Origin of the sequence: Marinococcus luteus (genome assembly GCF_034497705.1) — a bacterium.
Lineage (GTDB): Bacteria > Bacillota > Bacilli > Bacillales > Marinococcaceae > Marinococcus > Marinococcus luteus_A.
The window spans coordinates 193,543-219,744 of sequence record NZ_JAXRUV010000005.1 but is presented as its reverse complement, the minus strand read 5'-3'; the positions used below and the strand labels follow the sequence as shown (position 1 = coordinate 219,744).

Annotated in this window: 27 protein-coding genes, 1 tRNA gene and 1 other RNA gene; 28 read left to right on the top strand and 1 reads right to left on the bottom strand. The window is 48.5% G+C overall.

Features of this window, described 5'->3' with window-relative positions; all coding sequences use genetic code 11:
- Window positions 1-240 precede the first annotated feature (240 nt).
- The 5 genes from Q9M42_RS10285 (at window position 241) to Q9M42_RS10265 (ending at window position 3,974) form a co-directional block, all read left to right on the top strand.
- The gene (locus Q9M42_RS10285; protein WP_322526384.1) at window positions 241-714 is read left to right on the top strand and encodes an NUDIX hydrolase; all 474 of its coding nucleotides are present in this window, start codon (window positions 241-243) and stop codon (window positions 712-714) included.
- A 16-nt stretch (window positions 715-730) separates the two neighbouring features.
- Window positions 731-1,615 (top strand): RNase adapter RapZ, encoded by an 885-nt coding sequence (gene rapZ / locus Q9M42_RS10280; protein WP_322526383.1) that lies wholly within the window; start codon window positions 731-733, stop codon window positions 1,613-1,615.
- 2 nt (window positions 1,616-1,617) lie between these two features.
- Complete coding sequence (locus Q9M42_RS10275; RefSeq protein WP_322526382.1) at window positions 1,618-2,562, top strand: gluconeogenesis factor YvcK family protein; 945 nt, start codon at window positions 1,618-1,620, stop codon at window positions 2,560-2,562.
- 20 nt (window positions 2,563-2,582) lie between these two features.
- Window positions 2,583-3,545 carry a DNA-binding protein WhiA gene (whiA, locus tag Q9M42_RS10270; protein WP_322526381.1) on the top strand — a complete coding sequence of 321 codons (963 nt, stop codon included), beginning with the start codon at window positions 2,583-2,585 and terminating at the stop codon, window positions 3,543-3,545.
- Window positions 3,546-3,716: 171 nt separating this feature from the next.
- Entirely contained in the window at window positions 3,717-3,974 is a 258-nt protein-coding gene (locus Q9M42_RS10265; protein WP_322526380.1) for an HPr family phosphocarrier protein, read from the top strand.
- Window positions 3,975-4,021: 47 nt separating this feature from the next.
- Here Q9M42_RS10265 and clpP read toward each other — a convergent pair whose 3' ends face one another.
- Complete coding sequence (gene clpP / locus Q9M42_RS10260) at window positions 4,022-4,600, bottom strand: ATP-dependent Clp endopeptidase proteolytic subunit ClpP (protein ID WP_022793882.1); 579 nt, start codon at window positions 4,598-4,600, stop codon at window positions 4,022-4,024.
- Between the two features lie 371 nt (window positions 4,601-4,971).
- On the opposite strand from clpP, the gene rpoN reads away from it, so the two are divergent.
- From rpoN to Q9M42_RS10145, 23 genes are all read left to right on the top strand, one after another.
- Window positions 4,972-6,300: an RNA polymerase factor sigma-54 gene (gene rpoN / locus Q9M42_RS10255; protein ID WP_322526379.1), complete on the top strand. Its 1,329-nt coding sequence runs from the start codon at window positions 4,972-4,974 to the stop codon at window positions 6,298-6,300.
- A gap of 287 nt (window positions 6,301-6,587) precedes the next feature.
- The gene (locus tag Q9M42_RS10250; RefSeq protein WP_322526378.1) at window positions 6,588-7,634 is read left to right on the top strand and encodes a sugar-binding transcriptional regulator; all 1,047 of its coding nucleotides are present in this window, start codon (window positions 6,588-6,590) and stop codon (window positions 7,632-7,634) included.
- Between the two features lie 73 nt (window positions 7,635-7,707).
- The gene (gap, locus tag Q9M42_RS10245) at window positions 7,708-8,715 is read left to right on the top strand and encodes a type I glyceraldehyde-3-phosphate dehydrogenase (RefSeq protein WP_322526377.1); all 1,008 of its coding nucleotides are present in this window, start codon (window positions 7,708-7,710) and stop codon (window positions 8,713-8,715) included.
- Window positions 8,716-8,936: 221 nt separating this feature from the next.
- Window positions 8,937-10,127 (top strand): phosphoglycerate kinase, encoded by a 1,191-nt coding sequence (locus Q9M42_RS10240; RefSeq protein WP_322526376.1) that lies wholly within the window; start codon window positions 8,937-8,939, stop codon window positions 10,125-10,127.
- A 44-nt stretch (window positions 10,128-10,171) separates the two neighbouring features.
- On the top strand, window positions 10,172-10,930 hold the full coding sequence (gene tpiA, locus Q9M42_RS10235) for a triose-phosphate isomerase (protein WP_322526375.1): 759 nt from the start codon (window positions 10,172-10,174) through the stop codon (window positions 10,928-10,930).
- Window positions 10,927-12,459 carry a 2,3-bisphosphoglycerate-independent phosphoglycerate mutase gene (gene gpmI, locus Q9M42_RS10230; RefSeq protein ID WP_322526374.1) on the top strand — a complete coding sequence of 511 codons (1,533 nt, stop codon included), beginning with the start codon at window positions 10,927-10,929 and terminating at the stop codon, window positions 12,457-12,459. The genes tpiA and gpmI overlap by 4 nt, the downstream gene beginning before the upstream one ends.
- 23 nt (window positions 12,460-12,482) lie before the next feature.
- Window positions 12,483-13,766, top strand: coding sequence for a phosphopyruvate hydratase (gene eno / locus Q9M42_RS10225; RefSeq protein ID WP_079475504.1), 1,284 nt, complete (start codon window positions 12,483-12,485; stop codon window positions 13,764-13,766).
- Between the two features lie 163 nt (window positions 13,767-13,929).
- The gene (secG, locus tag Q9M42_RS10220; protein WP_022793890.1) at window positions 13,930-14,160 is read left to right on the top strand and encodes a preprotein translocase subunit SecG; all 231 of its coding nucleotides are present in this window, start codon (window positions 13,930-13,932) and stop codon (window positions 14,158-14,160) included.
- 168 nt (window positions 14,161-14,328) lie between these two features.
- Window positions 14,329-15,075: an alpha/beta hydrolase gene (locus Q9M42_RS10215; RefSeq protein ID WP_322526373.1), complete on the top strand. Its 747-nt coding sequence runs from the start codon at window positions 14,329-14,331 to the stop codon at window positions 15,073-15,075.
- A gap of 30 nt (window positions 15,076-15,105) precedes the next feature.
- Window positions 15,106-15,858 (top strand): alpha/beta hydrolase, encoded by a 753-nt coding sequence (locus tag Q9M42_RS10210; RefSeq protein WP_322526395.1) that lies wholly within the window; start codon window positions 15,106-15,108, stop codon window positions 15,856-15,858.
- A gap of 49 nt (window positions 15,859-15,907) precedes the next feature.
- Complete coding sequence (gene rnr, locus Q9M42_RS10205) at window positions 15,908-18,244, top strand: ribonuclease R (protein ID WP_322526372.1); 2,337 nt, start codon at window positions 15,908-15,910, stop codon at window positions 18,242-18,244.
- Between the two features lie 81 nt (window positions 18,245-18,325).
- Window positions 18,326-18,805, top strand: coding sequence for an SsrA-binding protein SmpB (gene smpB, locus Q9M42_RS10200; protein WP_079475508.1), 480 nt, complete (start codon window positions 18,326-18,328; stop codon window positions 18,803-18,805).
- Window positions 18,806-18,882: 77 nt separating this feature from the next.
- Window positions 18,883-19,245: a transfer-messenger RNA gene (gene ssrA, locus Q9M42_RS10195) on the top strand.
- A gap of 164 nt (window positions 19,246-19,409) precedes the next feature.
- On the top strand, window positions 19,410-20,219 hold the full coding sequence (gene zupT / locus Q9M42_RS10190) for a zinc transporter ZupT (RefSeq protein WP_322526371.1): 810 nt from the start codon (window positions 19,410-19,412) through the stop codon (window positions 20,217-20,219).
- Between the two features lie 91 nt (window positions 20,220-20,310).
- A tRNA-Thr gene (locus Q9M42_RS10185) sits at window positions 20,311-20,386 on the top strand.
- A gap of 169 nt (window positions 20,387-20,555) precedes the next feature.
- A complete protein-coding gene (locus tag Q9M42_RS10180) occupies window positions 20,556-20,768 on the top strand; it encodes a hypothetical protein (RefSeq protein ID WP_322526370.1) in 213 nt (70 codons plus the stop codon).
- Window positions 20,765-20,956, top strand: coding sequence for a hypothetical protein (locus Q9M42_RS10175; RefSeq protein ID WP_322526369.1), 192 nt, complete (start codon window positions 20,765-20,767; stop codon window positions 20,954-20,956). The genes Q9M42_RS10180 and Q9M42_RS10175 overlap by 4 nt, the downstream gene beginning before the upstream one ends.
- A gap of 34 nt (window positions 20,957-20,990) precedes the next feature.
- Window positions 20,991-21,488 carry a DUF1648 domain-containing protein gene (locus Q9M42_RS10170; protein ID WP_322526368.1) on the top strand — a complete coding sequence of 166 codons (498 nt, stop codon included), beginning with the start codon at window positions 20,991-20,993 and terminating at the stop codon, window positions 21,486-21,488.
- A gap of 36 nt (window positions 21,489-21,524) precedes the next feature.
- Window positions 21,525-22,229 carry a response regulator transcription factor gene (locus tag Q9M42_RS10165; protein WP_322526367.1) on the top strand — a complete coding sequence of 235 codons (705 nt, stop codon included), beginning with the start codon at window positions 21,525-21,527 and terminating at the stop codon, window positions 22,227-22,229.
- A complete protein-coding gene (locus Q9M42_RS10160) occupies window positions 22,226-23,578 on the top strand; it encodes a sensor histidine kinase (RefSeq protein ID WP_322526366.1) in 1,353 nt (450 codons plus the stop codon). Before Q9M42_RS10165 ends, Q9M42_RS10160 begins: the two co-directional genes overlap by 4 nt.
- A gap of 71 nt (window positions 23,579-23,649) precedes the next feature.
- A complete protein-coding gene (locus Q9M42_RS10155) occupies window positions 23,650-24,342 on the top strand; it encodes a PepSY domain-containing protein (RefSeq protein WP_322526365.1) in 693 nt (230 codons plus the stop codon).
- Window positions 24,343-24,505: 163 nt separating this feature from the next.
- Window positions 24,506-25,120, top strand: a complete 615-nt coding sequence (locus tag Q9M42_RS10150; protein WP_322526364.1) for a PepSY domain-containing protein — start codon at window positions 24,506-24,508, stop codon at window positions 25,118-25,120.
- A 47-nt stretch (window positions 25,121-25,167) separates the two neighbouring features.
- Entirely contained in the window at window positions 25,168-25,785 is a 618-nt protein-coding gene (locus Q9M42_RS10145; RefSeq protein WP_322526363.1) for a redoxin domain-containing protein, read from the top strand.
- Window positions 25,786-26,202 lie beyond the last annotated feature (417 nt).

The following is a 26,202-nucleotide window of genomic DNA, read 5'->3' as shown; positions in this document are numbered from 1 at the left end:
TCGTGACGGCGACCGGCGACGGCTCGCTCGCGGCCCAGACGGCGCAGCAGTACGTGGAAGAACTGAAAAACGCGGTCGAAGCGTAGGCGCTCCGGCTGAAACGACGCACAGGCGCAGAAAATCATTTCTGCGCCGTTTTTTTGGTACAAAGAGCAAAAAACATAGGATACTTTCTTTTGTAAATTGTCTGAACCATCGAAGGATAGTATACTGGAAAAAGGTATATGTGAGGTGGTACACATGCAGAGGGTAACAAATTGTTTTTTACAGCAGAACGATCAACTGCTTATGCTCAAAAAACCAAGCTATGATTGGTGGAATGCCCCTGGCGGAAAAATGGAGCCGGGGGAGTCGGTATATGATTCAGTCCGGCGGGAATTCCGGGAAGAAACGGGCCTTTCGCTTGAACGTCCGCATCTGCGGGGTATTTTTACATTTATCACGATGGAGGACGGGGTCTCGGCAAATGAGTGGATGATGTTTACATTTGAAGCTTTTGGTGCAGGAGGCAGACTTCTTAATGAGTCTCCGGAAGGTATCCTTGAGTGGAAGAAAAAGCAGGAAGTGTCGTCTCTGCCCATGGCCGAGGGCGATAAAGCCATTGTTGAGCATATTTTGAATAATAAAGGGACGGTGTATGGTACGTTCCGCTATACGAAAGATCGCCGGCTTTTGGACCGCCGGTTTGAGCAGTCAACGCCATACTATATGTAAAAGAGGGATACAGATTATGGAACAAGAGCGGAAATCGATTCAGGTTGAAATCATTACAGGGATGTCAGGGGCCGGAAAGACGGTGGCCATCCAGTGCTTTGAGGATCTGGGCTATTACTGTGTAGACAATCTGCCTCCTTCACTGATCCCGACATTTATTGATTTAATTGAAACGACTGAAAACAAAACCGACAAAGTAGCTTTCGTAGTCGATCTTCGGACGAGGCAGTTTTTTGACCATCTGTTTGCTTCCATAGATCAGCTTGACCAGCGCAAGGACCTGTCGACACATATTTTATTTTTGGATGCAGGAGATCAGGTGCTTGTCAGCCGCTATAAAGAAACCCGGCGGTCGCATCCGCTTGCAAGTGAGGATACACCGCTTGAAGGCATTAAGCTCGAGCGGGAGATGCTGCAGGAACTCAAAGGCCGGGCGCGCCATATTATTGATACGAGCAGCCTGAAACCAAGAGAGTTGAGAGAGCGTATATTAACTGATTACGCTGAGAAAAACCAGTCGGTTTTTAATATGAATGTTATGTCCTTCGGATTTAAATATGGGATGCCGATCGATGCGGATCTGGTTTTTGATGTTCGTTTTCTGCCCAACCCTCACTACGTGGAGCATCTGGAGCCTAAAACCGGCCTCGAAGAAGAAGTGTCTTCGTACGTGTTAAAATGGACGGATACAAAGGAATTTATAAATAAACTGGTGGATATGCTTGAATTTATGCTTCCGCTGTATAAGCAGGAAGGCAAGTCACAGCTTGTGGTGGCGATTGGATGTACAGGAGGCAAGCATCGCTCCGTGACGCTTGCTGAATATATTGCTTCTTACTTTTCAGGGAAATATGAGACAAATGCCAATCACCGGGACATTGAGGAAGGAAGGAAAAAATAGACGTGGAGGACCAGAAGGTTGTAGTGATGGGCGGTGGCACAGGTATAGGCGTTCTGCTCCGGGGGCTGAAGCAGTTCCCGGCAGATATTACGGCGATTGTGACTGTCGCAGACGACGGAGGGAGCTCCGGGCGCTTACGGAAAGAGTTTAATATTCCCCCGCCCGGGGACGTAAGAAACGTACTAGTGGCGCTTGCGGAAGTCGAGCCTTTAATTGAAGAATTGTTCCAGCACCGCTTCACGAGCGGGGAAGGGCTGACCGGTCATTCCCTGGGGAATTTACTGGTAGCAGGAATGACCTCCATTACCGGAGATTTTGCCAAAGGAATCACAGAGCTTAGTACTGTGTTAAACGTACGCGGAAAGGTCCTTCCCGCCTCTAATCGGAGTATTGAGCTGTTTGCAAAAATGAAGGACGGCTCCACGGTCTACGGCGAGTCCCTGATCCCTAAAGCAGGCAAGCAGATTGATCAGGTGTTTATCCATCCACCGGACGCTGAAGCGCTCCCGGAAACCGTGCGTGCCATTGAACAGGCAGATGTCATTGTCATTGGCCCCGGGAGCCTGTTTACAAGCATCATGCCGAATTTAATCGTGCCCGGTATCCGGGATGCCATTAATCGTTCCGGGGCACGCAAAGTATATATTTGCAATGTAATGACGCAACCGGGGGAAACGGACGGCTTTTCGGCAGCCGATCATCTGCATGCCATTGAAAAGCATACGGGGGGCGCTTTTGTGGATACTGTACTTGTGCATAACGGAGAAATACCGGCTCCGGTGCTGGCAAACTACGAAAAGCAGCAGGCGTTTCCCGTGAAATGTGATTATGAAAGATTGGAACAGATTGGGTGCCGGGTAGTAACAGATACATTTATGCACTATGACGGCCTTGTTCTTCGTCATAATGCCAAAAAAGTATCTGAAGCCCTGCTTGCCCGTGATTGACAGAAAGGCGGTGAAGATGGATGTCTTCATTTGCGGCTATAACAAAAAAAGAATTAACCCAGATTGAAGTGGAAGATACGAGCGCCAAAGCGGAACTGGCGGCATTAATCAGAATGAACGGTTCCATTTCGTTTGGCAACGGCCAGCTGATTTTAGACGTTTCAACTGAAAATGCCGCCATCGCACGACGGATCTATTCGTTAATCAAGCGTATCTATAAGGATATGGTGATTGAACTGCTCGTGCGGAAAAAGATGCGTTTAAAAAAGAATAATGTCTACGTAGTCCGGATGGCCGAAGAAACGAAAGAGATGCTGAGCGACCTTGCCATTATGGAAAACGGTTACCAGTTTAACCGTTCGATCGCGAGAGACGTGATTCCAGACACGGACAGCCGCCGGGCGTATTTGCGCGGAGCTTTTTTAGCCGGCGGGTCGGTCAACCACCCGGAAACTTCTTCGTATCATCTCGAAATTTATTCGATGTATGAAGAGCATAACCGGGCACTCCGGGAGCTAATGGAAACGTTCGGGCTCACATCGAAAAGCCTTGAAAGGAAAAAGGGCTACATTCTTTATATTAAAGAAAGCGAAAAAATTACCGAGTTTTTAAATATTATCGGTGCGCACCAGGCGCTGCTTTATTTTGAAGACGTACGAATTATGAAAGACATGAGAAATTCGGTGAACCGCCTGGTGAACTGTGAAACAGCGAACTTAAACAAAACCGTGGGAGCTGCATTGAGGCAGGTGGAAAACATTCAGCTTGTCCAGGCAGAAGTCGGACTCGAAAACCTCCCTGAAAAAATCAGGGAAATGGCCATCCTGCGTGTTCAGCATCAGGACGTCACGCTGAAGGAGCTCGGGGAAATGGTGCCGAGCGGAAAGGTGAGTAAATCCGGTGTGAACCACCGTCTCCGCAAAATCGACCAGATCGCTGAGCGCATTCAAGCCGGTAAGCCGCCGATTCCAGAAAAAATTTAATAGCTAAAGGCAGGCGCCTGCGGCAGCAGAGGATTCTTCTGTTCCTGCAGGCGCCGTATTACAGCAGTTATTAAAGCGCTTGCTTGAAAAACGTTCTAAATTGGATTACGTTATGTTTATATGAAAAGCGGGTACCGGTTGAAGACAGACAGAGAAAGGAAGATAATAACTATGGTCGAAAAAACAGTAGAAGTAAATTTGCGTACAGGGCTTCAGGCCCGGCCGGCAGCTTTATTCGTACAGGAAGCGAACCGGTTTCATTCCAATATTTTTCTTGAAAAAGACGATAAAAAGGTGAATGCCAAAAGCATTATGGGTGTTATGAGTTTAGCTGTGCGTACCGGAGCCACCGTAAAGCTTTTAGCTGAAGGGGCGGACGAAGAGGAAGCGGCCGATTCATTGACGGAATTTATGAAAAAAGAAATGTGAACATAAAAAAATCAGGGCGGCGCCATGCCGTCCTGATTTTTTGTGTCTTACTGACCCATAACCTGATCTACAAGACCGTATTCTTTTGCCTGTTCCGCACTCATGAAATTATCACGGTCCGTATCACGCTCGATGACTTCAAGCGGCTGACCGCTGCGGTCTGCAAGAATCTGGTTGAGTTTTTCACGCATTTTGATGATGCGGCGGGCGTGAATTTCAATATCCGCAGCCTGTCCCTGGGTGCCGCCGAGTGGCTGGTGAATCATTACTTCACTATTTGGGAGGGCATAACGTTTGCCTTCCTGGCCTGCTGTAAGAAGAAAAGCACCCATAGATGCTGCCATGCCGACGCAGATCGTAGAAACCTGCGGTTTAATGTGCTGCATTGTGTCATAAATAGCCATGCCGGCTGTAATGGAGCCGCCCGGACTGTTGATATAAAGAGAAATATCCTTCTCCGGATCGTCGGCTTCAAGGAAAAGAAGCTGTGCTACGATCGAATTGGCTACATTGTCATCAATGCCTGAGCCAAGCATAATGATGCGGTCCTTCAACAAACGCGAATAAATGTCGTATGCGCGTTCGCCCCGGTTGGTTTGTTCAATAACTGTTGGTATCAAGTTCATGAAAAGCGTCCTCCTTTAATGAAATGTATGCCTACATTCATGGTAGTTGTATGGAAAATATTTTTCCTTCCGCGTTGCTGTTATTATCATAACTCTTTGGTCAATTAAGGTCAAATAAAAAGTCTGACCCTATTCCATATAGCTACACGTCAACTTCCATTCCCTTTATTTTCACAAACATAAACGTTACGTGCAAATGTTTCACTTTCGTGTAAATCTTAATTTAGATGAAAAATGATCTGACAAACAAATAGAAGGGGCAAGTCTGTTTTTATATAATGATAGTAAAAGAACAAAAAAAGGGGATCGATTCATGAAAGAAAAATATGATATGATGTAGGAAAGCGTTTTCAAAAATGGAGGTGTAGATAATGGGCTTGGGGCTTGAATTGCAGCAGAAGCAGGAAATGAGTTTGGTGATGACGCAGGAGTTGAAGCAGGCAATCGCCCTGTTGAAGCTGTCTTCCCAGGAATTATCCGACTATCTGCAGGAAGAAGCAATGGAAAATCCTCTAATGGATTTAACACTCCCTTCTATTACGGATGGAGCGTCGCTTTCTGCATCCCAGGCCGCTGCTCCGTTTCATACTCCAGCGTCCATGAATGAACAGCTGGAATGGCGTGAACCGTCGGAGGGAACTCTCGAAGAGGCACTGAGGGAACAGATTGCATGCGGATGCTATAAAGGAACTACCCGGGAAATACTTTTATTTTTAGCTGGAAGCGTTGACGAGCGCGGATACTTAGAAGACATCGAATGGGAAATGGAACGGAAATTCGGACTGGGAAGAGAAGAAAGCGATCAGTATATTTCGATGCTTCAACAGCTCGAACCGGCAGGAATCGGGGCCAGGAATTTAAAGGAATGTCTTCTTCTGCAGCTCGAACGCTGCCTGGATACAGATCCATATATTGACCAGGTCGTAGCCGGAGATCTCGAAGCGCTGGGGGCGAAAAAATGGCGCTATCTGCAGCAGAAGTATCAGCTCACTAAAGAGCAGCTGCAGGAAATTTATACATGCCTCCAGAAGCTTTCCCCGCATCCGGGGGATTCCTACCGGCAGGAGAAAACAATTTCTGTATCGCCGGATGTTCGTGTGGAGGAAATCGACGGAGAATGGGTGGTCACGATTTTGAATGACCGGCTTCCCGAGCTGCAGATGAATGAAAAATACTGGCGTCTTTTAAATCAGGATGCCGATGAAGAAGCCAGGCAGTATGCTGTGGAAAAATATAAGCAGTTTCTATGGATTGTTAAAAGCGTCGAACAGCGCCAGCAGACGCTGCAAAAAGTATCGGAAGTGATCGTCGAAGCGCAGAGCGAATACCTAAAATATGGTGAAGAAAAGCTTCGTCCTCTGACGCTCCGGGAGGTAGCTGAACAGGCGGACGTGCACGAATCCACCGTTTCAAGAACAACGAGCCGGAAGTATATGCAGACACCTCACGGTCTCGTCGAACTGAAGCATTTCTTCTCCTCGAAAATCACCCGGACGGATGAAGATGCTTCAAGCACCGGAGTGAAGGCAATGATGAAAAAACTGATTAAAGAAGAAAATAAAGAGAAGCCTCTCTCGGACCAAAAGCTTGCTGATCTGCTTCGGCAGGAGCAGCAGTGTACGATTTCAAGGCGGGCGGTGGCGAAATACAGAACTGAGCTTCGTATCCCGTCCTCCTCCCAGCGGAAACAGCCGGTGTAGCCAAAATCCTCCTTACAGAACAAGGAGGATTTTTTTATGCATAAAATAAGCGAAATCCGGGTATTATTAGAACATAGTCAGCACGAAAAATGCAGTGAACATTTGCGTTGATTTTCCAAATATAGATTGCTACAATGAAATTGTGAACAAAGCGTTCATTTTTTTATAAAATGAGCGGGACAAAAAATGTCTCTGCGGGACTTTAATCGTCCCGGCGGAGCGGTAAAGATCAATGATGAGGAGTGGCTTGAAATAAGCTGCTGCCGCAGGTTCGGTGGTGTAGCAATATGTTACGTGACGTATTGGAGATGCAGCGGAAACTGCAGCCTGATGTACTCGAAACATTAGGGAAAAGGTACCGCATTTTGCAATACATCCGCCTGATGCAGCCGATTGGAAGAAGAACCCTTGCCACTCAGCTATCCACTTCAGAGCGGGTTCTGCGCAGTGAAACAGATTTTTTGAAGCAGCAGGGACTTATCCTGATTCAAAGCGCAGGGATGCTTTTAACTGAAGAAGGAAACAAACTGCTTGAAGGGCTCGAGCAAACAGTCAAATATGCTTTCGGGCTTGAGGATTTGGAGCGGAAGCTGGCGGGTTATCTATCCGTCCCAAAGGTTATCGTCGTCTCAGGAGACAGCGATGAGCTTCCGGTAGTGAAAAAAGAACTCGGCCGTGCAACGGTACAGCAGATGAAGAACCGTGTCAGCCCCGGGGACGTGATTGCGGTAGCCGGGGGCACGACGCTCGCTTCAGCAGCTGATATGATGGTGCCTGACGCAAAGTGGCATAATACCATCTTTGTGCCGGCCCGCGGTGGTCTCGGTGAGAAGGTTGAAATTCAGGCCAACACCATCAGCTCAGCGATGGCCATGAAAGCCCAGGCCTCGTACCGGCTGCTTCATGTGCCTGACCAGCTGAGCGAGGATACAAGGCGGTCGCTGATGCAGGAGCCAGGAGTACAGGAAGTGCTTGATCTGTTAAAGTCAGCATCGCTTGTCGTTCATGGCATAGGAGAAGCAAAAACAATGGCCGGGCGCCGGACAACGAGTGCTTCCCTGCGCAGCAGGCTAGAGGAAGGGTCGGCTGTAGCGGAGTCGTTTGGCTATTATGTTAATCAGGACGGAAAAGTGGTGCACCGGGAAAATACGGTGGGCCTGCAGTGGGACGAGCTCCGGTCGGATCAGACAGTGATCACGGTAGCCGGGGGCTCAAGCAAGGCAAAGGCGATTGACGCTTATATGCGCTACCGCCCGAGCAGTATTTTGATCACCGATGAGGGTGCAGCCAAAGCTATTCTGAATCAAAGCGGTGCGCCGGAGGCAACTGAGTAACAGGCAGAACACCTGCCGCATTATGCTGCAGTAGCTTTCACAATTATTTATATTCCAAGGAGGAAAAATTATTATGGCAACAAAAATTGGTATTAACGGTTTTGGACGTATTGGACGTAACGTTTATCGTGCAGCTTTAAACAACCCGGATGTTGAAGTAGTAGCAGTAAACGACCTGACAGACACTGATACGCTTGCGCATCTTTTGAAATACGACACGGTTCACGGCACGCTTGACGCAGAGATTCAGGCAAGCGGCGACAACCTTACAATCAACGGTCACAAGCTGACTGTTTTCTCTGAAAAAGATCCAGCGAAAATCGACTGGAAAGGCGTAGACGCTGAAATCGTTGTTGAATCCACAGGTATCTTTACGCAGCGCGACCAGGCAGCAAAACACCTTGAAGGCGGAGCGAAAAACGTTATTATTTCCGCACCGGCTAAAGGCGTAGACGCAACATTTGTTGTCGGCGTTAACGAAGGCGAATTTAAGCCGGATGAGCACAAAGTCGTTTCCAACGCATCCTGCACAACCAACTGCCTGGCTCCAGTAGCTAAAGTACTGGACGAAAAATTCGGAATCAAACGCGGCCTCATGAACACCGTCCACTCGTACACGAGTGACCAGCAGATCCAGGACGGCCCGCACAAGGACCTTCGTCGTGCACGTGCTGGTGCTGAAAACATCATCCCAACAACTACAGGTGCCGCTCAGGCAGTAGCCCTCGTGCTTCCACAGCTTGATGGAAAGCTTACCGGCGGTGCGATGCGTGTTCCTACTCCAAACGTTTCCCTTGTGGACTTCGTGGCAGAGCTCAATAAAGATGTAACAGTAGATGAGCTGAACAACGCATTGAAAGAAGCTTCTGAGTCTGACGAACTCAAAGGCATTCTTGGATACAGCGAAGAGCCGCTCGTATCGAAGGACTACAATGGAAGCGCCTATTCTTCCACAGTAGACTCCCTTTCAACACTCGTTATGCAGGACAACATGGTTAAAGTAATCGCTTGGTACGACAACGAATTCGGTTATTCCAGCCGTGTTGTGGACCTCGCAGCAAGCTTCGGCAAAAAACTGTAAATCATTCGATTAATGCTTGGGAAAGGGAGGAGAATATTATTTCTTCCTCCCTTTTTTGAGTCTGGACGGGCCCGCACCCGGCCCGTCAAAAATCCGGTGTTTCCGTTCTGCCGCCGCGTTACTAAAAATAGACGTTCCAGTTTTTTCTGCGACGGGTAAAGAACGGAAGTGCAGATTTTTGTTATGATAGATGAGGAAGATAATTTAAGGGAGGTTTGGCAATGGCGTTAAATAAGAAAACCATCCGCGATTTAGACTTGAAAGGCAAAACCGTTTTCTGCCGCGTTGATTTCAACGTACCAATGAAAGGCGAAAGCATTACGGATGACGCACGGATTCGTGCTGCTGTACCAACAATTCAATACTTATCCGAACAGGGAGCGCGCGTCATTCTCGGCAGTCACCTCGGGCGCCCGAAAGGGGAAGCGGTGGAAGAGCTTCGTCTCGGTCCGGCAGCAGCCCGTCTTGGCGAAATTATGAATGTCGACGTGAAAAAGGTCGACGAAGTATACGGCGAAGAAGCCAAGAAGGCAGCGGCATCCCTCGAGGACGGAGAAATCATGCTTCTTGAAAACCTGCGCTTTGAAGCAGGCGAAGAGAAAAATGATGAAACTCTGGCAAAAAACATAGCATCTCTTGCAGACATCTACGTGAACGATGCCTTCGGAGCAGCGCACCGGGCCCACGCCTCCACTGAAGGAGTGGCGCATCACCTTCCTTCCGCAGCCGGCCTGCTGATGGAAAAAGAACTCGATGTGCTCGGTCAGGCGCTTGAGGATCCGGATCGCCCGTTCACAGCAATCGTCGGAGGAGCAAAAGTAAAAGATAAAATCGGCGTTATCGATAACCTCCTCGATATCGTGGACAACCTCATTATCGGCGGTGGACTTGCATACACATTTGTCAAAGCGAAGGGATATGAAATCGGCCAGTCCATGCTTGAAGAAGACAAGCTTGATATGGCAAGAGAATTCATGCAGAAGGCTGAAGATAAAGGCGTAAACTTTTATATGCCAAAAGACGTTATTGTTTCCGATGATTTCAGCGATGATGCTAATACCCAGACAGTAAAAATCGACAGCATTCCATCCGATTGGGAAGCTTTGGATATCGGACCGGAAACAAGAAAAGAATATGCGAACGTCATTAAAGATTCAAAGCTTGTTATCTGGAACGGACCGGTCGGCGTGTTTGAATTCGCTACGTTTGAAAAAGGCACGCGCGCTATTGCTGAGGCAATGGCTGAAGCTCCCGGCACTTACACCGTCATTGGCGGCGGCGACTCTGCAGCAGCAGTGGAAAAATTCGGCCTTGCAGATAAAATGAGCCACATGTCCACTGGCGGCGGGGCATCGCTTGAATTTATCGAAGGAAAAGTTCTGCCGGGCGTGGCAGCGCTGGATGATAAGTAAGGAGCCAAAACGTATATTTACTATAATCTTAGCGGGGTGAAACAATGAGAAAACCAATCATAGCAGGCAACTGGAAGATGAATAAGCTTCACGGGGAAGCGGTAGATTTTATCAAGCAAGTAGCAGGCAGCGTACCTAATGCCGAAGAGGTGGAAACGGTAGTTTGTGCACCGGCTTTGTTTTTGAAGGATATGAATGAGGCGGCCGCATCGAGCGACGTAAAAATCGGTGCCCAGAATATGCACCAGGAGGACAGTGGTGCGTTCACCGGAGAAATCAGCCCGGCAGCGCTCGCAGACCTAAACATTCCTTACGTCATTATCGGCCACTCCGAGCGTCGCGAAATGTTTAACGAGACCGATGAAACAGTCAATCAAAAAGTAAAAGCAGCCCTGAATCACGGCTTAACACCGATCATGTGCTGCGGCGAATCCCTCGAACAAAAAGAAAATGGCTCTACAGAAGCAGTCGTGCGCGAGCAGATTGAAAAAGGATTTGCCGGATTGAGTGCCGAGGACGCTGCAAAAGTGGTTGTCGCTTACGAGCCGATCTGGGCCATTGGCACAGGGAAATCCTCTACCGCAGAGGATGCGGATGAAACATGCGGTTCGGTAAGAAAAGCACTTGCCGATCAGTACGATCAGGAGACAGCAGACAAAGTGCGTATTCAATACGGCGGCAGTGTAAAGCCGGAAAACATTGAAACGTACATGGCGAAAGAGCACATTGACGGCGCACTAGTCGGCGGTGCAAGCCTGAAGCCGGATGCATTCCTGGAGCTTGCAGAGGCGGGGAAAAAATGAGCACCAAGCCAGTAGCACTTATTATCCTGGACGGGTACGCCTGCCGGGAAGAAACTAAAGGGAATGCGGTAGCGAAGGCAAGCACGCCAAACTTTGACCGCTATTGGAACCAGTATCCGCACGAAACGCTGACAGCATTCGGTGAAGCAGTCGGTCTGCCTGAAGGACAGATGGGCAACTCGGAAGTTGGCCATATGAATATCGGCGCCGGCCGGGTCGTATATCAAAGCCTTTCTTTAATCAATAAGGGCATCAAAGAGGGAACGTTTAAAAACAATCAGGCGTTCGCCCATGCCGTAGATCACGTGAAAGAAAATGACAGCGCCCTTCATTTATTCGGCCTGCTGTCTGACGGCGGAGTCCACAGCCATATCGACCACTTAAAAGCACTGCTCGACATGGCTAATGAAAAAGAGATCGAGCGTGTATATGTTCATGCCTTTTTGGATGGGCGTGACGTAGGTCAGCGCTCTGCCAAGCAGTACGTATCCGAAGTGGAAGACTATATGAAAGAAATTGGTACCGGTGATATTGCCACCGTTCAGGGTCGTTACTACGCCATGGACCGTGACAACCGCTGGGAGCGTGTGGATAAATCCTACCGGGCCATTACGTACGGGGAAGGCCCTTCCTATGAAACAGCCGAAGAGGTGGTAGACGCTTCATATGAAGAAGAAGTATGGGATGAATTTGTGATCCCTTCGGTTATCACAAAAGACGGAGAAGCGGTCGGCCAGCTGCAGGACAACGATGCAGTAATTTTCTTCAACTTCCGGCCGGACCGGGCTATTCAGCTTTCACAGGTGTTTACGCAGGACGGTTTCAACGGTTTGGACCGCGGAGACAAATTTCCATCCAATCTGAAATTTGTCAGCATGACGCAGTACAGTGACTCGGTGAATGCTGAAATTGCCTATCCTCCGCAGGATTTGGTCAACACAATGGGAGAAATCGTCTCAGATGCCGGTCTGCACCAGCTTCGCATTGCAGAAACGGAAAAGTACCCGCACGTAACCTTTTTCTTCAGCGGCGGGCGCGAGGAAGAATTTAAGGGTGAAACACGGGTGCTGATCGATTCGCCGAAGGTAGCCACGTACGATCTGCAGCCGGAAATGAGCGTATATGAAGTGACCGAGGCGCTTGAAAGCGAGATCCAGTCTGAAAAGCATGATTTCATCGTGCTGAACTTTGCGAATCCGGATATGGTGGGGCACTCGGGTGATCTTGATGCCACGGTTAAAGCAATAGAAGCAGTGGATGAATGCCTCGGCCGGGTGGTGGATTTGCTGCACGATAAAGGCGGACGAGCCATCATCACGGCAGACCACGGAAACTCCGATGAAGTAACAACACCGGATGATAAACCAATGACAGCTCATACAACCAATCCGGTACCGGTTATCGTCACAGGTGATGAGAATGCGAAGCTCCGCAAGGGCGGCGTACTTGCTGACCTGTGCCCAACAGCCGTAGAGCTGCTTCAGATAGAAAAACCAAAAGAAATGACGGGTCAGTCCCTCATTCAATAACCATTCAGAGGAGTGAATCATCAATGAGTTTAATTGCAGATATTTACGCACGCGAAGTACTCGATTCCCGCGGGAATCCAACGGTAGAAGTAGAAGTATTTACAGAAACAGGCGCTTTTGGACGCGCTCTCGTGCCAAGCGGTGCTTCCACCGGTGAATACGAAGCGGTAGAGCTTCGTGACGGCGGCGACCGTTTCATGGGCAAAGGTGTCACTAAAGCAGTCGACAACGTGAATGAAACTATCGCAGAAGAAATCATCGGATTCGATGTCACAGATCAAACAGGCATCGACCAGGCGATGATCGAACTTGACGGCACAGACAACAAAGGCAGCTTCGGTGCCAATGCCATTCTCGGTGTTTCGATGGCGGTAGCGCGCGCAGCAGCTGATGAACTCGGCGTTACGCTGTATGAATACCTCGGCGGCTTTAACGCGAAAACGCTGCCGGTTCCAATGATGAACATCCTGAACGGCGGCGAGCACGCAGATAACAACGTCGACTTCCAGGAGTTCATGGTTATGCCGGTCGGCGCGAGCAACTTCCTTGAAGCTGTCCGTATGGGCGCAGAAATCTTCCACAACCTGAAAAAGGTACTTGGAAGCAAGGGCTATAACACTGGTGTCGGCGACGAAGGCGGCTTTGCCCCGAACCTCGGCTCGAATGAAGAAGCACTTCAAACGATCATTGAAGCTATCGAAAAGGCAGGCTACAAGCCTGGCGAAGAAATTATGCTCGCCATGGACTCTGCTGCTTCCGAAATGTACGAAGACGGAAAATATCACCTTAAAGGTGAAGGCGTTGTGAAAACAGCAGACGAAATGATCGAATTTTACCAGGACATGGTGTCGAAATACCCAATCGTCTCCATTGAAGATGGTCTGGACGAAAACGACTGGGAAGGCTTCAAAAAGCTTACGGATGCTCTTGGCGACAAAGTCCAGCTCGTGGGCGATGACTTGTTTGTAACGAACACCAACAAGCTGAAAGAAGGCATTGAAAAAGGCATCGGCAACTCCATTCTGATCAAAGTGAACCAGATCGGTACACTTACTGAAACCTTTGATGCTATTGAAATGGCTAAGCGTGCCGGTTATACAGCCGTTATTTCCCACCGTTCCGGGGAAACTGAGGATACGACTATCGCGGACATCGCAGTAGCGACCAACGCGGGTCAGATTAAAACAGGCGCACCATCCCGGACGGATCGTGTGGCTAAATACAACCAGCTTCTCCGCATCAACGATGAGCTGGCGGAAACCGCTGTTTATCTGGGCAAAGATGCTTTTTATAACCTGAACAAATAATTGCTTTTCGACCGCGGCCCGGCACATGGGCTGCGGTTTTTACAATTAAATAAAACACCGTTACCATAGGCTTTGCGGCTTATGCTGCCGCACGTGCTTGCACTGCACGTTTTGGTGTGTTACATTTATAAAAGCGTAATTGGAACGTGGAGGTGTACGGGTGATGATAACGGCGTTGTACGTTGCATTAATAGTCGTTGCGGTCATGCTTATTGCAATTATTTTATTGCAGTCGGGCCGAAGCAGCGGTTTGGCAGGAGCAATATCCGGCGGAGCCGAACAAATGGTTGGCAAACAGAAAGCGAGAGGCATCGAAGCCTTTCTGATTCAGTTTACAGTAGTGCTGGCTGTGTTGTTTTTTGTTCTTACCATACTCATCGCCTATTTTGTCTAACAGACAGTATAGGAAGCTATCTCAGCAGCGGACGGTTCCATCGTTCGCTGTTTTTTATGTTACCGGCTAATGTTTGCTTTTCCTGTATTTGGTGAATCAAACAACCAGGTGAAAGTTTAACGTTTTAGCGGCCGGACAGAGATAAATCAAGGATAGGGGAGCAGGAGCATGAAGACAGCAGCTGAAAACCAGGCGATTGGATGTTTGTGTCTGCATGGATTTACAGGTTCTCCGTGGGAGGTCGAACCGATTGCTGCAGAGCTCCGTGCGTGTACAGACTGGATAGTGGAAACACCGGTGCTGCCAGGTCATGCTGACGGAAGCTTCAGCATTCAAAGCCGTGTTTCCTATGTCACATGGATTCACGCTGCTGACCGCGCAGCGAAAAAACTGGCGGCTGCATGCAGCACTCTCTACGTGATTGGATTTTCGATGGGAGGCCTGCTTGCCTGCTACGTGGCAGCCCGTTATAAGGTGGAACGGCTCGTGCTTATTGGTATGCCGATGGAATATATTAACCCCGTCCAGTTTTTAAAGGATATGCTGCTTGTCGCGGGCGGCCAGGCCAGAGGGTCGCTGCACCCCTGGTACGGTGTGGCCGCAGAAAAATTAAAAACCCCCGGCTGGGCGCTGCGGGAGTTCCAGCAGGCAGCGCACGTGCTGCGTCCGTTTGTTGGCAAAGTATCCTGTCCGGTGTTTATTGGCCAGGGTGAAAAAGACGGCCTGGTGCCGGTTCGGAGCGCTGTGCGTATATATAAAACAGTAAAAAGTCCGGTGAAGCAGTTTGTGCTTTACAAAAACGGCAAGCACTTTCTTTTTCACGGTCCGCACCGGAATGAAGCGGTTAATGATGTACGGTTATTTTTAACTTCAACAAAAATAAATTCTGAGAACCTTATGCGAACGATCGATTAAACAGAAAAGAAGACAGATAGGAGACGATGAATCATGCGTGTAGTACCCCCTAAGTCATTTACTTTTGAAGGAGGTAATCGTGCAGTGCTGCTCCTGCACGGATTCACAGGGTCATCGGCGGATGTCCGAATGATGGGACGCTTTTTGGAAAAGAAAGGTTATACTGTCCATGCGCCAGTATATAAAGGACACGGTGTTCCTCCGGAAGAGCTGATGGAAACGGACTACCATGACTGGTGGGAGGATGTAAAAGCAGGAATTGAAGAATTAAAGGAAAGAGGCTTTGACCAAATAGCGGTCGGGGGTCTTTCTCTTGGCGGTCTGATGGCTCTGCGTGTGGCGTACCATTACGATGTAATTGGCGTTATTCCGATGAGCGCTCCAATGTCGACGTTCAACAACGCAGACAAATTGTATGGAGACGTCATCAATTACGCGAAAGAATTTAAACGCCTGGAAGGAAAAGACCAGGAGCAGATTGATAACGAAATTATGGAATTCCGCCAGCTGCCGACGGACACGCTGCACTCGGTCAACCGGCTGATCCGGGAAGTGGCAGAAGGCCTGGATATGGTTCATGCGCCGGCTATGATTGTGCAGGGCGAAAAAGATGATATGATTGCAGAAGACAGCGCAAATATCATTTATGAAGAAATCTCTTCGGAGGATAAACAGATTAAGTGGTATCCGGACTCCCCGCACGTTATCACCCTCGGGGACGACCGCGATGAGCTGAACGAAGATGTTTATCAGTTTTTAGACAGATTAAATTGGTCAAAATAAAAAAAGAGCGTAAAGCTCAAAACGTTTATCACAACAATATTGAAAGGAGATGAAAACGTTGGACCAGGAAATAAAACAGACACTACTGAATTACCTGAAAAACGATTCTGCGGGCCCTGCAACCATTGAGGAGATCCAGGAAACGCTTCAGGCGGATTCGGCAGAAGACATTAAGCGCCTCATGAAGACGCTAAACGAAATGGAGGACAGCGGAGACGTTGTCCGGACGAGAAGCAACCGCTACGGCATACCGGAGAAAATGAACCTGATGCGCGGACGCGTGCAGAGCCATGCCAAAGGATTTGCCTTTATTATCCCGGAGGAAAAGGAACGTGACGACATCTTTGTACCGGCCGGTGAAATTAACGGGGCCATGAACAAAGACACCGTACTCGTTCGTATCTCGGACTCGAGCCAGGGAAGTAAAACCGAAGGCACGATTATCCGCATCATTGAACGCGGTATTGAAAAAGTCGTTGGTACGTACCAGCGCTACGGTAATTACGGGTTTGTGGCGGCAGACGATAAGCATATCCGTGATGACATTTATATTCCACAGGATGCAGAAAACGGGGCAGTGGACGGCCATAAGGTTGTCGTAGAACTGACCAAATATCCAGATGCGGCGTCAGGAGCTGAAGGAAAGGTCGTCAATATTATCGGGCATAAAAATGACCCGGGCGTGGATATTTTGTCGATCATTCATAAGCACGGACTTCCAGGAGATTTTCCAGAGGAAGCTGTGGAGCAGGCTCAAAAGACGCCAGAGGTAATTGATGAAAGCGAAATTAAACAGCGTCGGGATCTGCGCGATGAAACTATCGTGACCATCGACGGGGCAGACGCAAAGGATCTCGATGACGCTGTAACAGTGACAAAATATAATAACGGCAACTATAAGCTCGGCGTTCATATTGCAGACGTCAGCTATTACGTGGACGAAGGAACACCTATCGATGTAGAGGCAGGAGAACGGGCCACGAGTGTATATTTGGTGGATCGGGTAATCCCGATGATTCCGCATCGTTTGTCAAATGGCATCTGCAGCCTGAACCCGCAGGTGGACCGGCTGACGCTCTCGTGTGAAATGGAAGTAACGCCTCAGGGCGAAATCGTTAATCATGAAATCTTTGAAAGTGTCATTCGCACGGCCGCCCGTATGACTTACAATGACGTCCGCCTGATTCTTGAAGAAAACAACCAGGCAAAGCGGGAGGAATACAGCCAGCTCGTGCCAATGTTTGAGCGCATGGAAGAGCTTGCAGCCATTCTCCGCGAAAAGCGGTTTGGAAGAGGCGCCATTGATTTTGATTTTAAGGAAGCACAGGTGCTCGTAGATGAAACGACTGCTCCGACAGACGTGGTGCTGCGTGAGCGCTCGGTCGCTGAAAAGCTGATTGAAGAGTTTATGCTGGCAGCCAACGAAACGGTAGCCGAGCATTTCCACTGGATGAAGGTCCCGTTTGTCTACCGGATTCACGAAGACCCTGCCGAAGACAAGCTGCAGTCGTTCGTGGAGTTTGTTACAAACTTTGGCTATGCAGTCAAAGGAACGGCAAATACGATCCATCCGCGTGCGCTTCAGGAAGTGCTTGACGCTGTCAAAGGAGAACCGGAACAGGCAGTGATCAGTACAGTGATGCTGCGCTCGATGCAGCAGGCAAAGTACGATCCTGAAAACGCCGGCCACTTCGGGCTGGCTGCGGACTTCTATACCCACTTTACGTCACCGATCCGCCGGTATCCGGACCTGATTGTTCACCGTTTGATCCGGACGTATCTGGTAAATAAACGGCTGGACGACAAAACGCAGCAGAAATGGAAAAATGAACTGCCGGAAATCACCCAGCATTCTTCGGAGATGGAGCGCCGGGCCATTGACGCCGAGCGTGAAGTTGACAGCATGAAGAAAGCTCAGTATATGAAGGACAAAATCGGGGAAGAATTTACCGGTTTTGTAAGCGGAGCCGCGAACTTCGGTCTGTTTGTAGAGCTTGAAAACACCATTGAAGGTATGGTGCATATCAGCTATCTAACGGATGATTATTACCACTATGATCCGAAGCAGTATGCGCTGATAGGCGAGCGTACCGCGAATATGTACCGCATCGGCGATCAGGTGGAAGTGCGTGTTCTGAATGTAAACCTTGACGAAGCGGCGATCGATTTTGAAATTGTCGGCATGAAACGGCCGGCGAAAGCACGGCGCAAGGAGTCCGCAAAAGTTGTTCAGGGCGATAAGGGCAAGCGCCCCGGCCGAAAAGAAGGCCAGGGACAAGGAGAAAAGAAGGACGGCAATAAAAAAGACGGTGGACGTAAAAAAGGTAAATCAGGTAACAAAAAGCCGTTTTACTCGAAAGTCTCAAAAAACAATAAAAAGAAATAATACGAGTGCGGGAAAGCCCGGGGCAATAGGACGCGCCTGGGCCTCTATGGTAGAATAAAGACAGAAGGCAGGTGAATGGAGATGGCAGTAAAAACGGAAAACCGTGTGCTGGCGCAAAACCGGAAGGCCCGTCATGACTATACTATCGAAGACACCTTCGAAGCCGGTATTGAACTGCGGGGCACCGAGATAAAGTCGATCCGGGCTGGCAGGATGAACCTGAAGGACAGCTTCGGCAAAATCGACAATAACGAGCTGTTTCTGCATAATGCCCATATCAGCCCGTATGAACAGGGAAATCAGTTCAACCACGATCCCCTGCGTACGAGAAAGCTTCTGCTGCACCGCCGGGAGATTAATAAACTTATTGGTAAAAGCATGCAGTCCGGGTACTCCATTATTCCATTGAAGGTTTATATTAAAAACGGTAAAGCGAAAGTGTTAATCGGTCTTGCCAAAGGCAAGAAAAAATATGACAAACGCCAGGCGCTCAAGGAACAGGATGCCAAGCGTGAAATGGATAAAGCAATCAATCGCAGCATGAAAGGCATGAGCGACTAGATTGACACGCTCCGGACCTCTCGTTATAATATAGTATGTCGCTCATAAACCTATGGGCGCATGCTTATCCTTCACATGGGGACGTTACGGCTTCGACAGGGATAGGTTGAGCTTTAGCTGCGAGCCGAGAGGCAGCTCGTAAAAATGCCACGCCAATAATAACTGGCAAAAACAACGAAAACCTCGCAGTAGCAGCGTAACAACTGCTTTTTGCGGATCCCGCATTCCATCGCCCGCGTGGAATGATTTGGGGTCTCACTCTTAGTGGGCTACGCAGTTCGCCCTCCGTCTGAGGGTGGCTGAAGAGACTAATCAGACTAGCCGTACGGAAGCCTGTTGCTAGGCTGACGTACTGGCGAATGATAATATAGCGACTACGCTCGTAGATGCTAAAGTGGCAATATCTCTGGACGTGGGTTCGAATCCCACCGTCTCCACCATACATATAGGAGACAACAGGTGCTTACGGCTTCCCAGCCGTGGGCACTTTTTTCGTTTACGGCGCCGTGGGAAGTTTTGCATTGACACAACAATTGAAGAAAGGTTAAAATGTTGCATAAGGGAAAGAATCGTGACGCCGATCAGATTACAAAGGGGGCAGCGTATGGAACCAAATGTCATTTATGCATTTTTGTTAACACTTGGAGCCGGGCTTGCCACGGGAATCGGAAGTATACTGGCTTTTTTCACTTCTACGACAAATACCCGTTTTTTGGCTTTTTCGCTCGGTTTCTCCGGAGGTGTGATGATTTACGTCTCAATGGTGGAAATATTTTTTAAGGCACAGGAGTCGCTCGTCGGGGCGCTGGGAGAAGTAGGAGGCCAGTGGCTTACCGTTGGGGGATTTTTTGGGGGAATGATTTTTATTGCTGCCATTGACCGGCTTGTCCCTCAAAAAGGAAATCCTCATGAAGTAAAGCGGGTGGAAGATATGCATATGTCAAAGGAAGAGCTTGAACGCCAGGGTCTTATGAAAATGGGGACCTTTACAGCTCTTGCGATTGCTATACATAACTTTCCTGAAGGTATCGCTACGTTTACCTCTGCTCTGAATGACCCGGGTCTTGGGCTTGCGATAGCGCTTGCCATCGCGATACACAATATTCCTGAAGGGGTGGCAGTTTCGGTACCGATTTATTTTGCGACGGGAAGCAAACGTAAAGCATTCCGGCTTTCATTTTTATCGGGATTATCAGAGCCGGCTGGCGCTATTTTAGCGTTTCTTATACTGATGCCGTTTTTGACTGATACGCTGTTTGGCATTATTTTCGCTGCTGTGGCTGGTATCATGGTATTCATCTCTCTGGATGAACTGCTGCCGGCGGCAAAAAAATATGACGAAACCCATGTATCAATTTACGGGGTAGTGAGCGGTATGGCCGTAATGGCACTGAGTCTGCTGTTATTTATTTAAGTAGTTGAGCGAAAGGGGCCGTGATCGGCCTCTGTTTTTTAATTGACACTCAATTTTTCTTTTTGTATATTATAATTTGTCGTAAACGTTCGCTAGTGTAGCTCAGCTGGTAGAGCAGTTGCCTCGTAAGCATCAGGTCGCAGGTTCAAATCCTGTCACTAGCACCATTCATATCATTACAGCGCCCATACAGATGGGTGCTTTTTTGTTTTAAACCGGTCTAAAAAGAGAAAAGACCAATGAGGAAATATTTTGGTCTCTTTTTGATGAAAAGATGGGCAATGAGAAAAGAAAATGATACGTTGATATAAGATAAAGTCGAAAGGGAGGGGTAATTTGAGATCCCCGGTGCTGTTTACGTTTAATATAATATTTCTAGTGTTGGCTGCGGCGACTGCCGGTTTTTTCCTATGGCTTGGCGGTGCTACATTTTACGTCATCGTCGCAGCAATTGGCATGCTGAGTGCTCTGCTTGGAGCATACCAGACGGGCAGAAAAAAGCCAGGTAATAAAAAGAAATCAAAAGAAAAATCAGGGGGAAAGTCATGAACACAAATGCAGCCGTAAAATTCTTTTATTGGTTCGAAGGGTTTATTGTGGTGCTCAGTCTGATTCTCGGCGTTTTCTTCGTCATCTCCGGAGAATGGATGTGGAGTATCGTTATGGTCATTATTGCGATGTCCTGTATTGTTACGCTGGTAATGATATCAAAAGCGTTAAAAAAGCAGCAGTGGTGAAGCTGGAATAAAGAATAGTAGGAGGCAGACTGTTATGCCGACGTTTGCAAGAACTGCATTGATTGTAGGAGGTGTGGCTTCAGTAGGAATGCTTGCGATTGTGCTTTTCTATTGGACTCGTCTTCCCTACATTGTGCCCCAGTTTTTCGACGCCACCGGAGATCCAAACGAATATGCTGCAAAGTATTATTTATTTGTCCCGCCGCTGGCGTTGATCGCTATCTGGACCGGGGCGTATTTTTCTCTCCGCTACCCTGGGTGGTTCCGTCTGCCGGTACGAATGAATGAGCATCAAATAGAAGTGTTTAAGCGTGAAGGGCAGATTCTTATTTCTGTGCTCCTCGTGGAATTATCGCTCGGGTTCGTCTATGTTCAGTGGCAGACTGTTCGTACGGCCCTGAATGAAAGCGAAGGACTCGGATGGTTTTTCCCTTCGTTTTTCCTTATTTGTTTAATTGGAACCGCTGTTTATTTTACATGGAGAACAATCACTTTGTGGGGCAAAGCTTCAAACCAACGTTCTTCATCATAATAGACTGCCATCCGGCAGCGTATTGAGGGATGCATAATGGAACAGGCACGTATACTGGTTGTTGAAGACGAAGAAAAAATCGCGCGGGTGCTCGAGCTTGAGCTCACCTACGAAAATTATTATGTCCAAAAGGCTTCCGACGGTCTCGAAGGGTTCGCTATATATCAGGCGGAGCCGTGGGATTTAATTATTCTCGATATTATGCTTCCGGGAATCAGCGGAATCGAACTGTTGCGCCGAATACGAAGCCAGAATACAAAAACAGCGGTCCTGCTTGTTACCGCTAAAGATTCTGTGGAGGATAAAGTTTCCGGACTCGATCTCGGGGCCAATGATTACATTACAAAGCCGTTCCAAATTGAAGAACTGCTCGCCCGCGTCCGTTCATCGCTCCGCTTTCAGGCGGAAGCAGTTTTGAAAGCCGAAGCAGAAGAAGAGCAGTGGCTGTCTGTGGGCGAAGTGCGACTGAATGAGTCGGCCAGGGAAGTGTATGCCGGCGGAGAACTAATAGAGCTGACCCGCAGGGAGTTTGACCTGCTTTACTATCTGTTGAAAAACAAAAAGCAGGTGCTGTCCCGGGACCAGATTTTAGAGCAGGTATGGGGCTTTGATTACCTCGGGGAAACGAACGTAGTGGACGTTTACATTCGTTATCTGCGCAATAAAATTGATAAACCATTTGGGACCGCGCATATCCAGACTGTGCGCGGCGTTGGCTACGTGGTGAAGGACTTCTCATGAAGCTTGGAAATAAGATTCATTTATATACATCGGTGCTTGTATTTGTGCTCGTCGTTCTTTTAGTGCTTGCTATTTACTTTTCCTTTTCCCGCATGATGATCGGAAGTGAAGTAGAGCAGACTGTAGAAGAAGGAAGGCAGACAGCGTCCACGTTTAATGAATCCGCAGATAATTTTTCGGTCGAACAGCTGCTTCGGGCCTATACTCCAACTGAAGGGATGGCCAGAATTGTACTGCAGGATGAATCTGAAGCAGCGACGGTAACTTCCCCGGAAGAGGGAAGCTTAACGGAGGAGCCCGTTCAATATTATTCCGAAGAATATGAACGGGTGGTGGAACATAACGGGGAGCGGTACGCATTCGTATCGGTACCGGTCATATGGACAGACGGGCAGGTGGCAAACATTCAGATTACCGACAGCCTTCGCCAGGCAGAAGAAAATCTGGCGGTGCTCCGGATAATATTAATAGTCGCCACTATTGCGGCTGTCATTCCGGTCTTTCTTTCGGCCCGCTTATTGAGCACGGTAATACTCCGTCCAATCGCAGCGCTGTCAGCTACTATGCGGGATATCCAGACAAGCGGCAGATTCAAGCGGATTTCCACGTCGTCGAAGTCCAGGGATGAAATCGAGCAGCTTGGGGAGACATTTAATGAAATGATTGAGCGTCTCGAAGAAAATTATCATAAACAGGAGCAGTTTGTATCAAACGCGTCGCATGAGTTAAAAACGCCGCTGACTGTGATTGAATCATACGCAAGCCTGCTGCAGAGAAGAGGTGCCTCTCGTCCGGAAATCATTGAAGAATCGGTGGAAGCCATTCATTCCGAAGCGGTAAGGATGAGGGAGCTGACCCAGCAGCTTCTGCTGCTTGCCCGTCAAAATGAAAAAGAAAACCTTCATATTACCGAAGTGGATCTGGAGACAGTGGCAGCAGATGCTGTGGAAAACTACCGCAGCAGCTACCACCGGGAGATCGAATTGACCGGAGAGCCGGCAATCGTTAAGACCGATCCCGACAAAGTGAAGCAGCTGCTGTATATCCTGCTCGATAATGCTCGGAAATACAGCAGTGATGTCATTGATGTAAAAATCGAAACGACAGAGACAGATTCGATCATCGCTGTGATTGACCGGGGCCTCGGTATTCCGGAAAAGGATATTGAACGAGTTTTCGAACGCTTTTACCGGGTCGATGAGTCGAGAACACGGAAAAGCGGGGGCTATGGGCTCGGTTTGTCGCTTGCGAGAGATATTACTGAAGCTCTCGGCGCACGCATCACAATTGAAAGCACGCACGGCCAGGGAACTGCGGTCCGCTTAATTTTTCCTGTAACCAGTGAATAGCTCTCCCTTTCTCATCAATTTCTCAGAATGAACGGATACAATAATAGCAACAGGGAGAGGGGGAACCTGCGGTGAAAAATGTTATCTTTCTGTTTGTGCTGATGGCTGGTCTCATAGTTTCAGCTCTTGGGGCCTGGCGGTTTTCACCGTATTTTACCCCGGAAATGTCGCCGGAGGAAATTGAACAGGCTGTACAGGAACAATACCAGGGGGACATCACGAGCGTGGAAAAACAAAATGGCACCTACGAGGTGATGACAGAGCTTGACCGGGGGACGTACCAGCTGCAGGTGGATGCTGAAGACGGAGCGGTCACAGGCGTCACACGGGTAGCGGGTAACAGCACTGGTGATACAGAAGCTTTAACAGAAGAAGAAGCACGCGCTCTGGCAGAAGAAGAGACTGACTTTTCTATTGAGGAAATCAGCCGGGAAACGCGGGAAGGCACCGCCGTGTACGTAGTGGAGTTTGCTGAAGACGAAGCGTTGGAAGAAATAACTATCGATGCCAGGTCAGGAGATATTTTAGAAGAAAAAGCAGAGGAAGACCGTGAAGAAAGACGCCAGACAGTGCTTAGTGAACAGGAAGCCGCAGCTGTAGCGCAGGAAGAAGTGAACGGAGAAGTCGATGATGTTGATTTTGAAAAGTCAGACGCCGGGGAGCCGTTTTACTATGTGGAGCTTGAACAAAATGACGACGACGAAGCTACGGTTCAGGTACACGGCATCACCGGAGAAATATTGTCAGTCACCTGGGATGATTAAACGGCAGAAGCTGCCTGGATGATTCCAGGTGGCTTTTTTTTGTCTCTTTACTTGTTAGGAGCCGTTCATGTATTTCTCATCAATTTCTCATTTTCCTGTAGGGATATTCTCATGTCGGGCCTCTATAGTAAAGATGGAACAACAAATAAAGGGGGAAATGACCATGAAAGGGAAAGTACTTGCAGGCAGTCTGGCGGGGATCACGGCGCTTGGTGCAGTTATTGGTGCAGGAGCTTACACGACTATGAATAGCGGCGTGGAAGCAGAAACCTCTTCAAAGAAATCTTCAGAAGAAACAGCCGCAGAAAGTAACGAAAACAACAGCAGCTCTGGTGAGGAAAAAATTACTGCCGATGAAGCTGTAATAATTGCTGAGGAGGAAACGGGCGGCCAGGCGGTCGAACTGGATCTGGATATGGAAGAGCAGAAATACGGTGTGGAGCTCGAAGGTGAACAGGAATACGATGTTGAAGTAGGCGCGTTCTCCGGCAATGTGACCGAAAAAGAAACCGATGATGATAAAGATAATGAAGAACCGCTGATCCAGGACGGGGACAGCGTCAGTTTAGAAGACATTGTGGCTTCGGGGATGGGTGAAGTGTCAGGAGAGCTGAACGAATGGGAGCTTGACCGTGAAGAGAACGGATACGAGCTCTCGGTGGAAACGAACGGACAGGAAGGCGATTTCTTCATAAATGATGCAGACGGTACGATCGCTTCGAGGAATATTGAAGACGATGACGACAACGTTGACGACAACGACGATGATGACAATTAAAGACTAACATCAACAGATGAACGGGGTCCGAAAGGAGTCTTTCAGGAATGGCACTGCTGAGGGAAAAGGTGCTGCATTCACAGCTGCACCGGGCAAAAAACATCTTATGGAACGAATGGCATCAGGAGAAACGCCCGGGGGTCTGCCCGGGACTTAGAATGGGAGAGAGAGCACCGGCATTCTCACTGCCCGACATGGACGGGGAAAATGTTACGTTAAACCAGCTGCTCCTCCAGGGGCCGGTAGTGCTTCTATTCTGCTTTGGTGGCTGGATACATGCAGAAACAGAACGGCTGCGGAGCTATCAGGAGGCGTCCCCGCTGCTGCGGCAGATGGGAGCCCAAACCGTAGTAGCTGCCAGCGGGCGGGTGACCGCACTTCAGGAAGAGCTGCAGCATATGTCTTTCTCAGGAAAGGTGCTTGCAGATACAAATGCTGTGACAGCCTCCTGGTATAATGCGTGCATCTCCTGCCGGGACTACCTGCTTCAGGACGTCCCGGAGGTTAAAGCGGCCCTGCGGTTTGCCGGATACTATTCGTACTGCCCCGCAGATGTAACGTATGTCATCGATCAGGACGGTACCGTGGCAGCTTCTGTCTGGGAAGCTGCCCGGCCGAATCCCTACTGGATCGTTAATGAACTTATACAATTGAAAGAACGGTAAAGCCTCGCCTGAAAAGGTGATGAAATATGAAGAAGCAGCCGGCGTAAGCGCGGGCTGCTTTTGTTTGAAATAATATGTGATGTATTTTTTCTATACGCTGAAAGTATCAAGAATTTACCGAAAATTATTCTGCCGTAAATAGAGAGCTGGACTAAATGCATGTCCGTATGTAGTAGTACAGACAGTGGGAGTTTTTATAAACGACTAGATATAGAAGCAGGTCTTACTTACTGAAATTTTTTCTGTCAGAAAATGTGCACAATTCCAGGGGGAGAATCGCGGAGTATAAGGAAGTATAGCAGAGATTTTAATTGTCAAGAGGATGAAACGAAAAATATCTATATCATGTATGTTGAAAAAGAAGATTACACCATATATAGTAGTGGTATAAGAATGATGTACACACGTTCGTACATT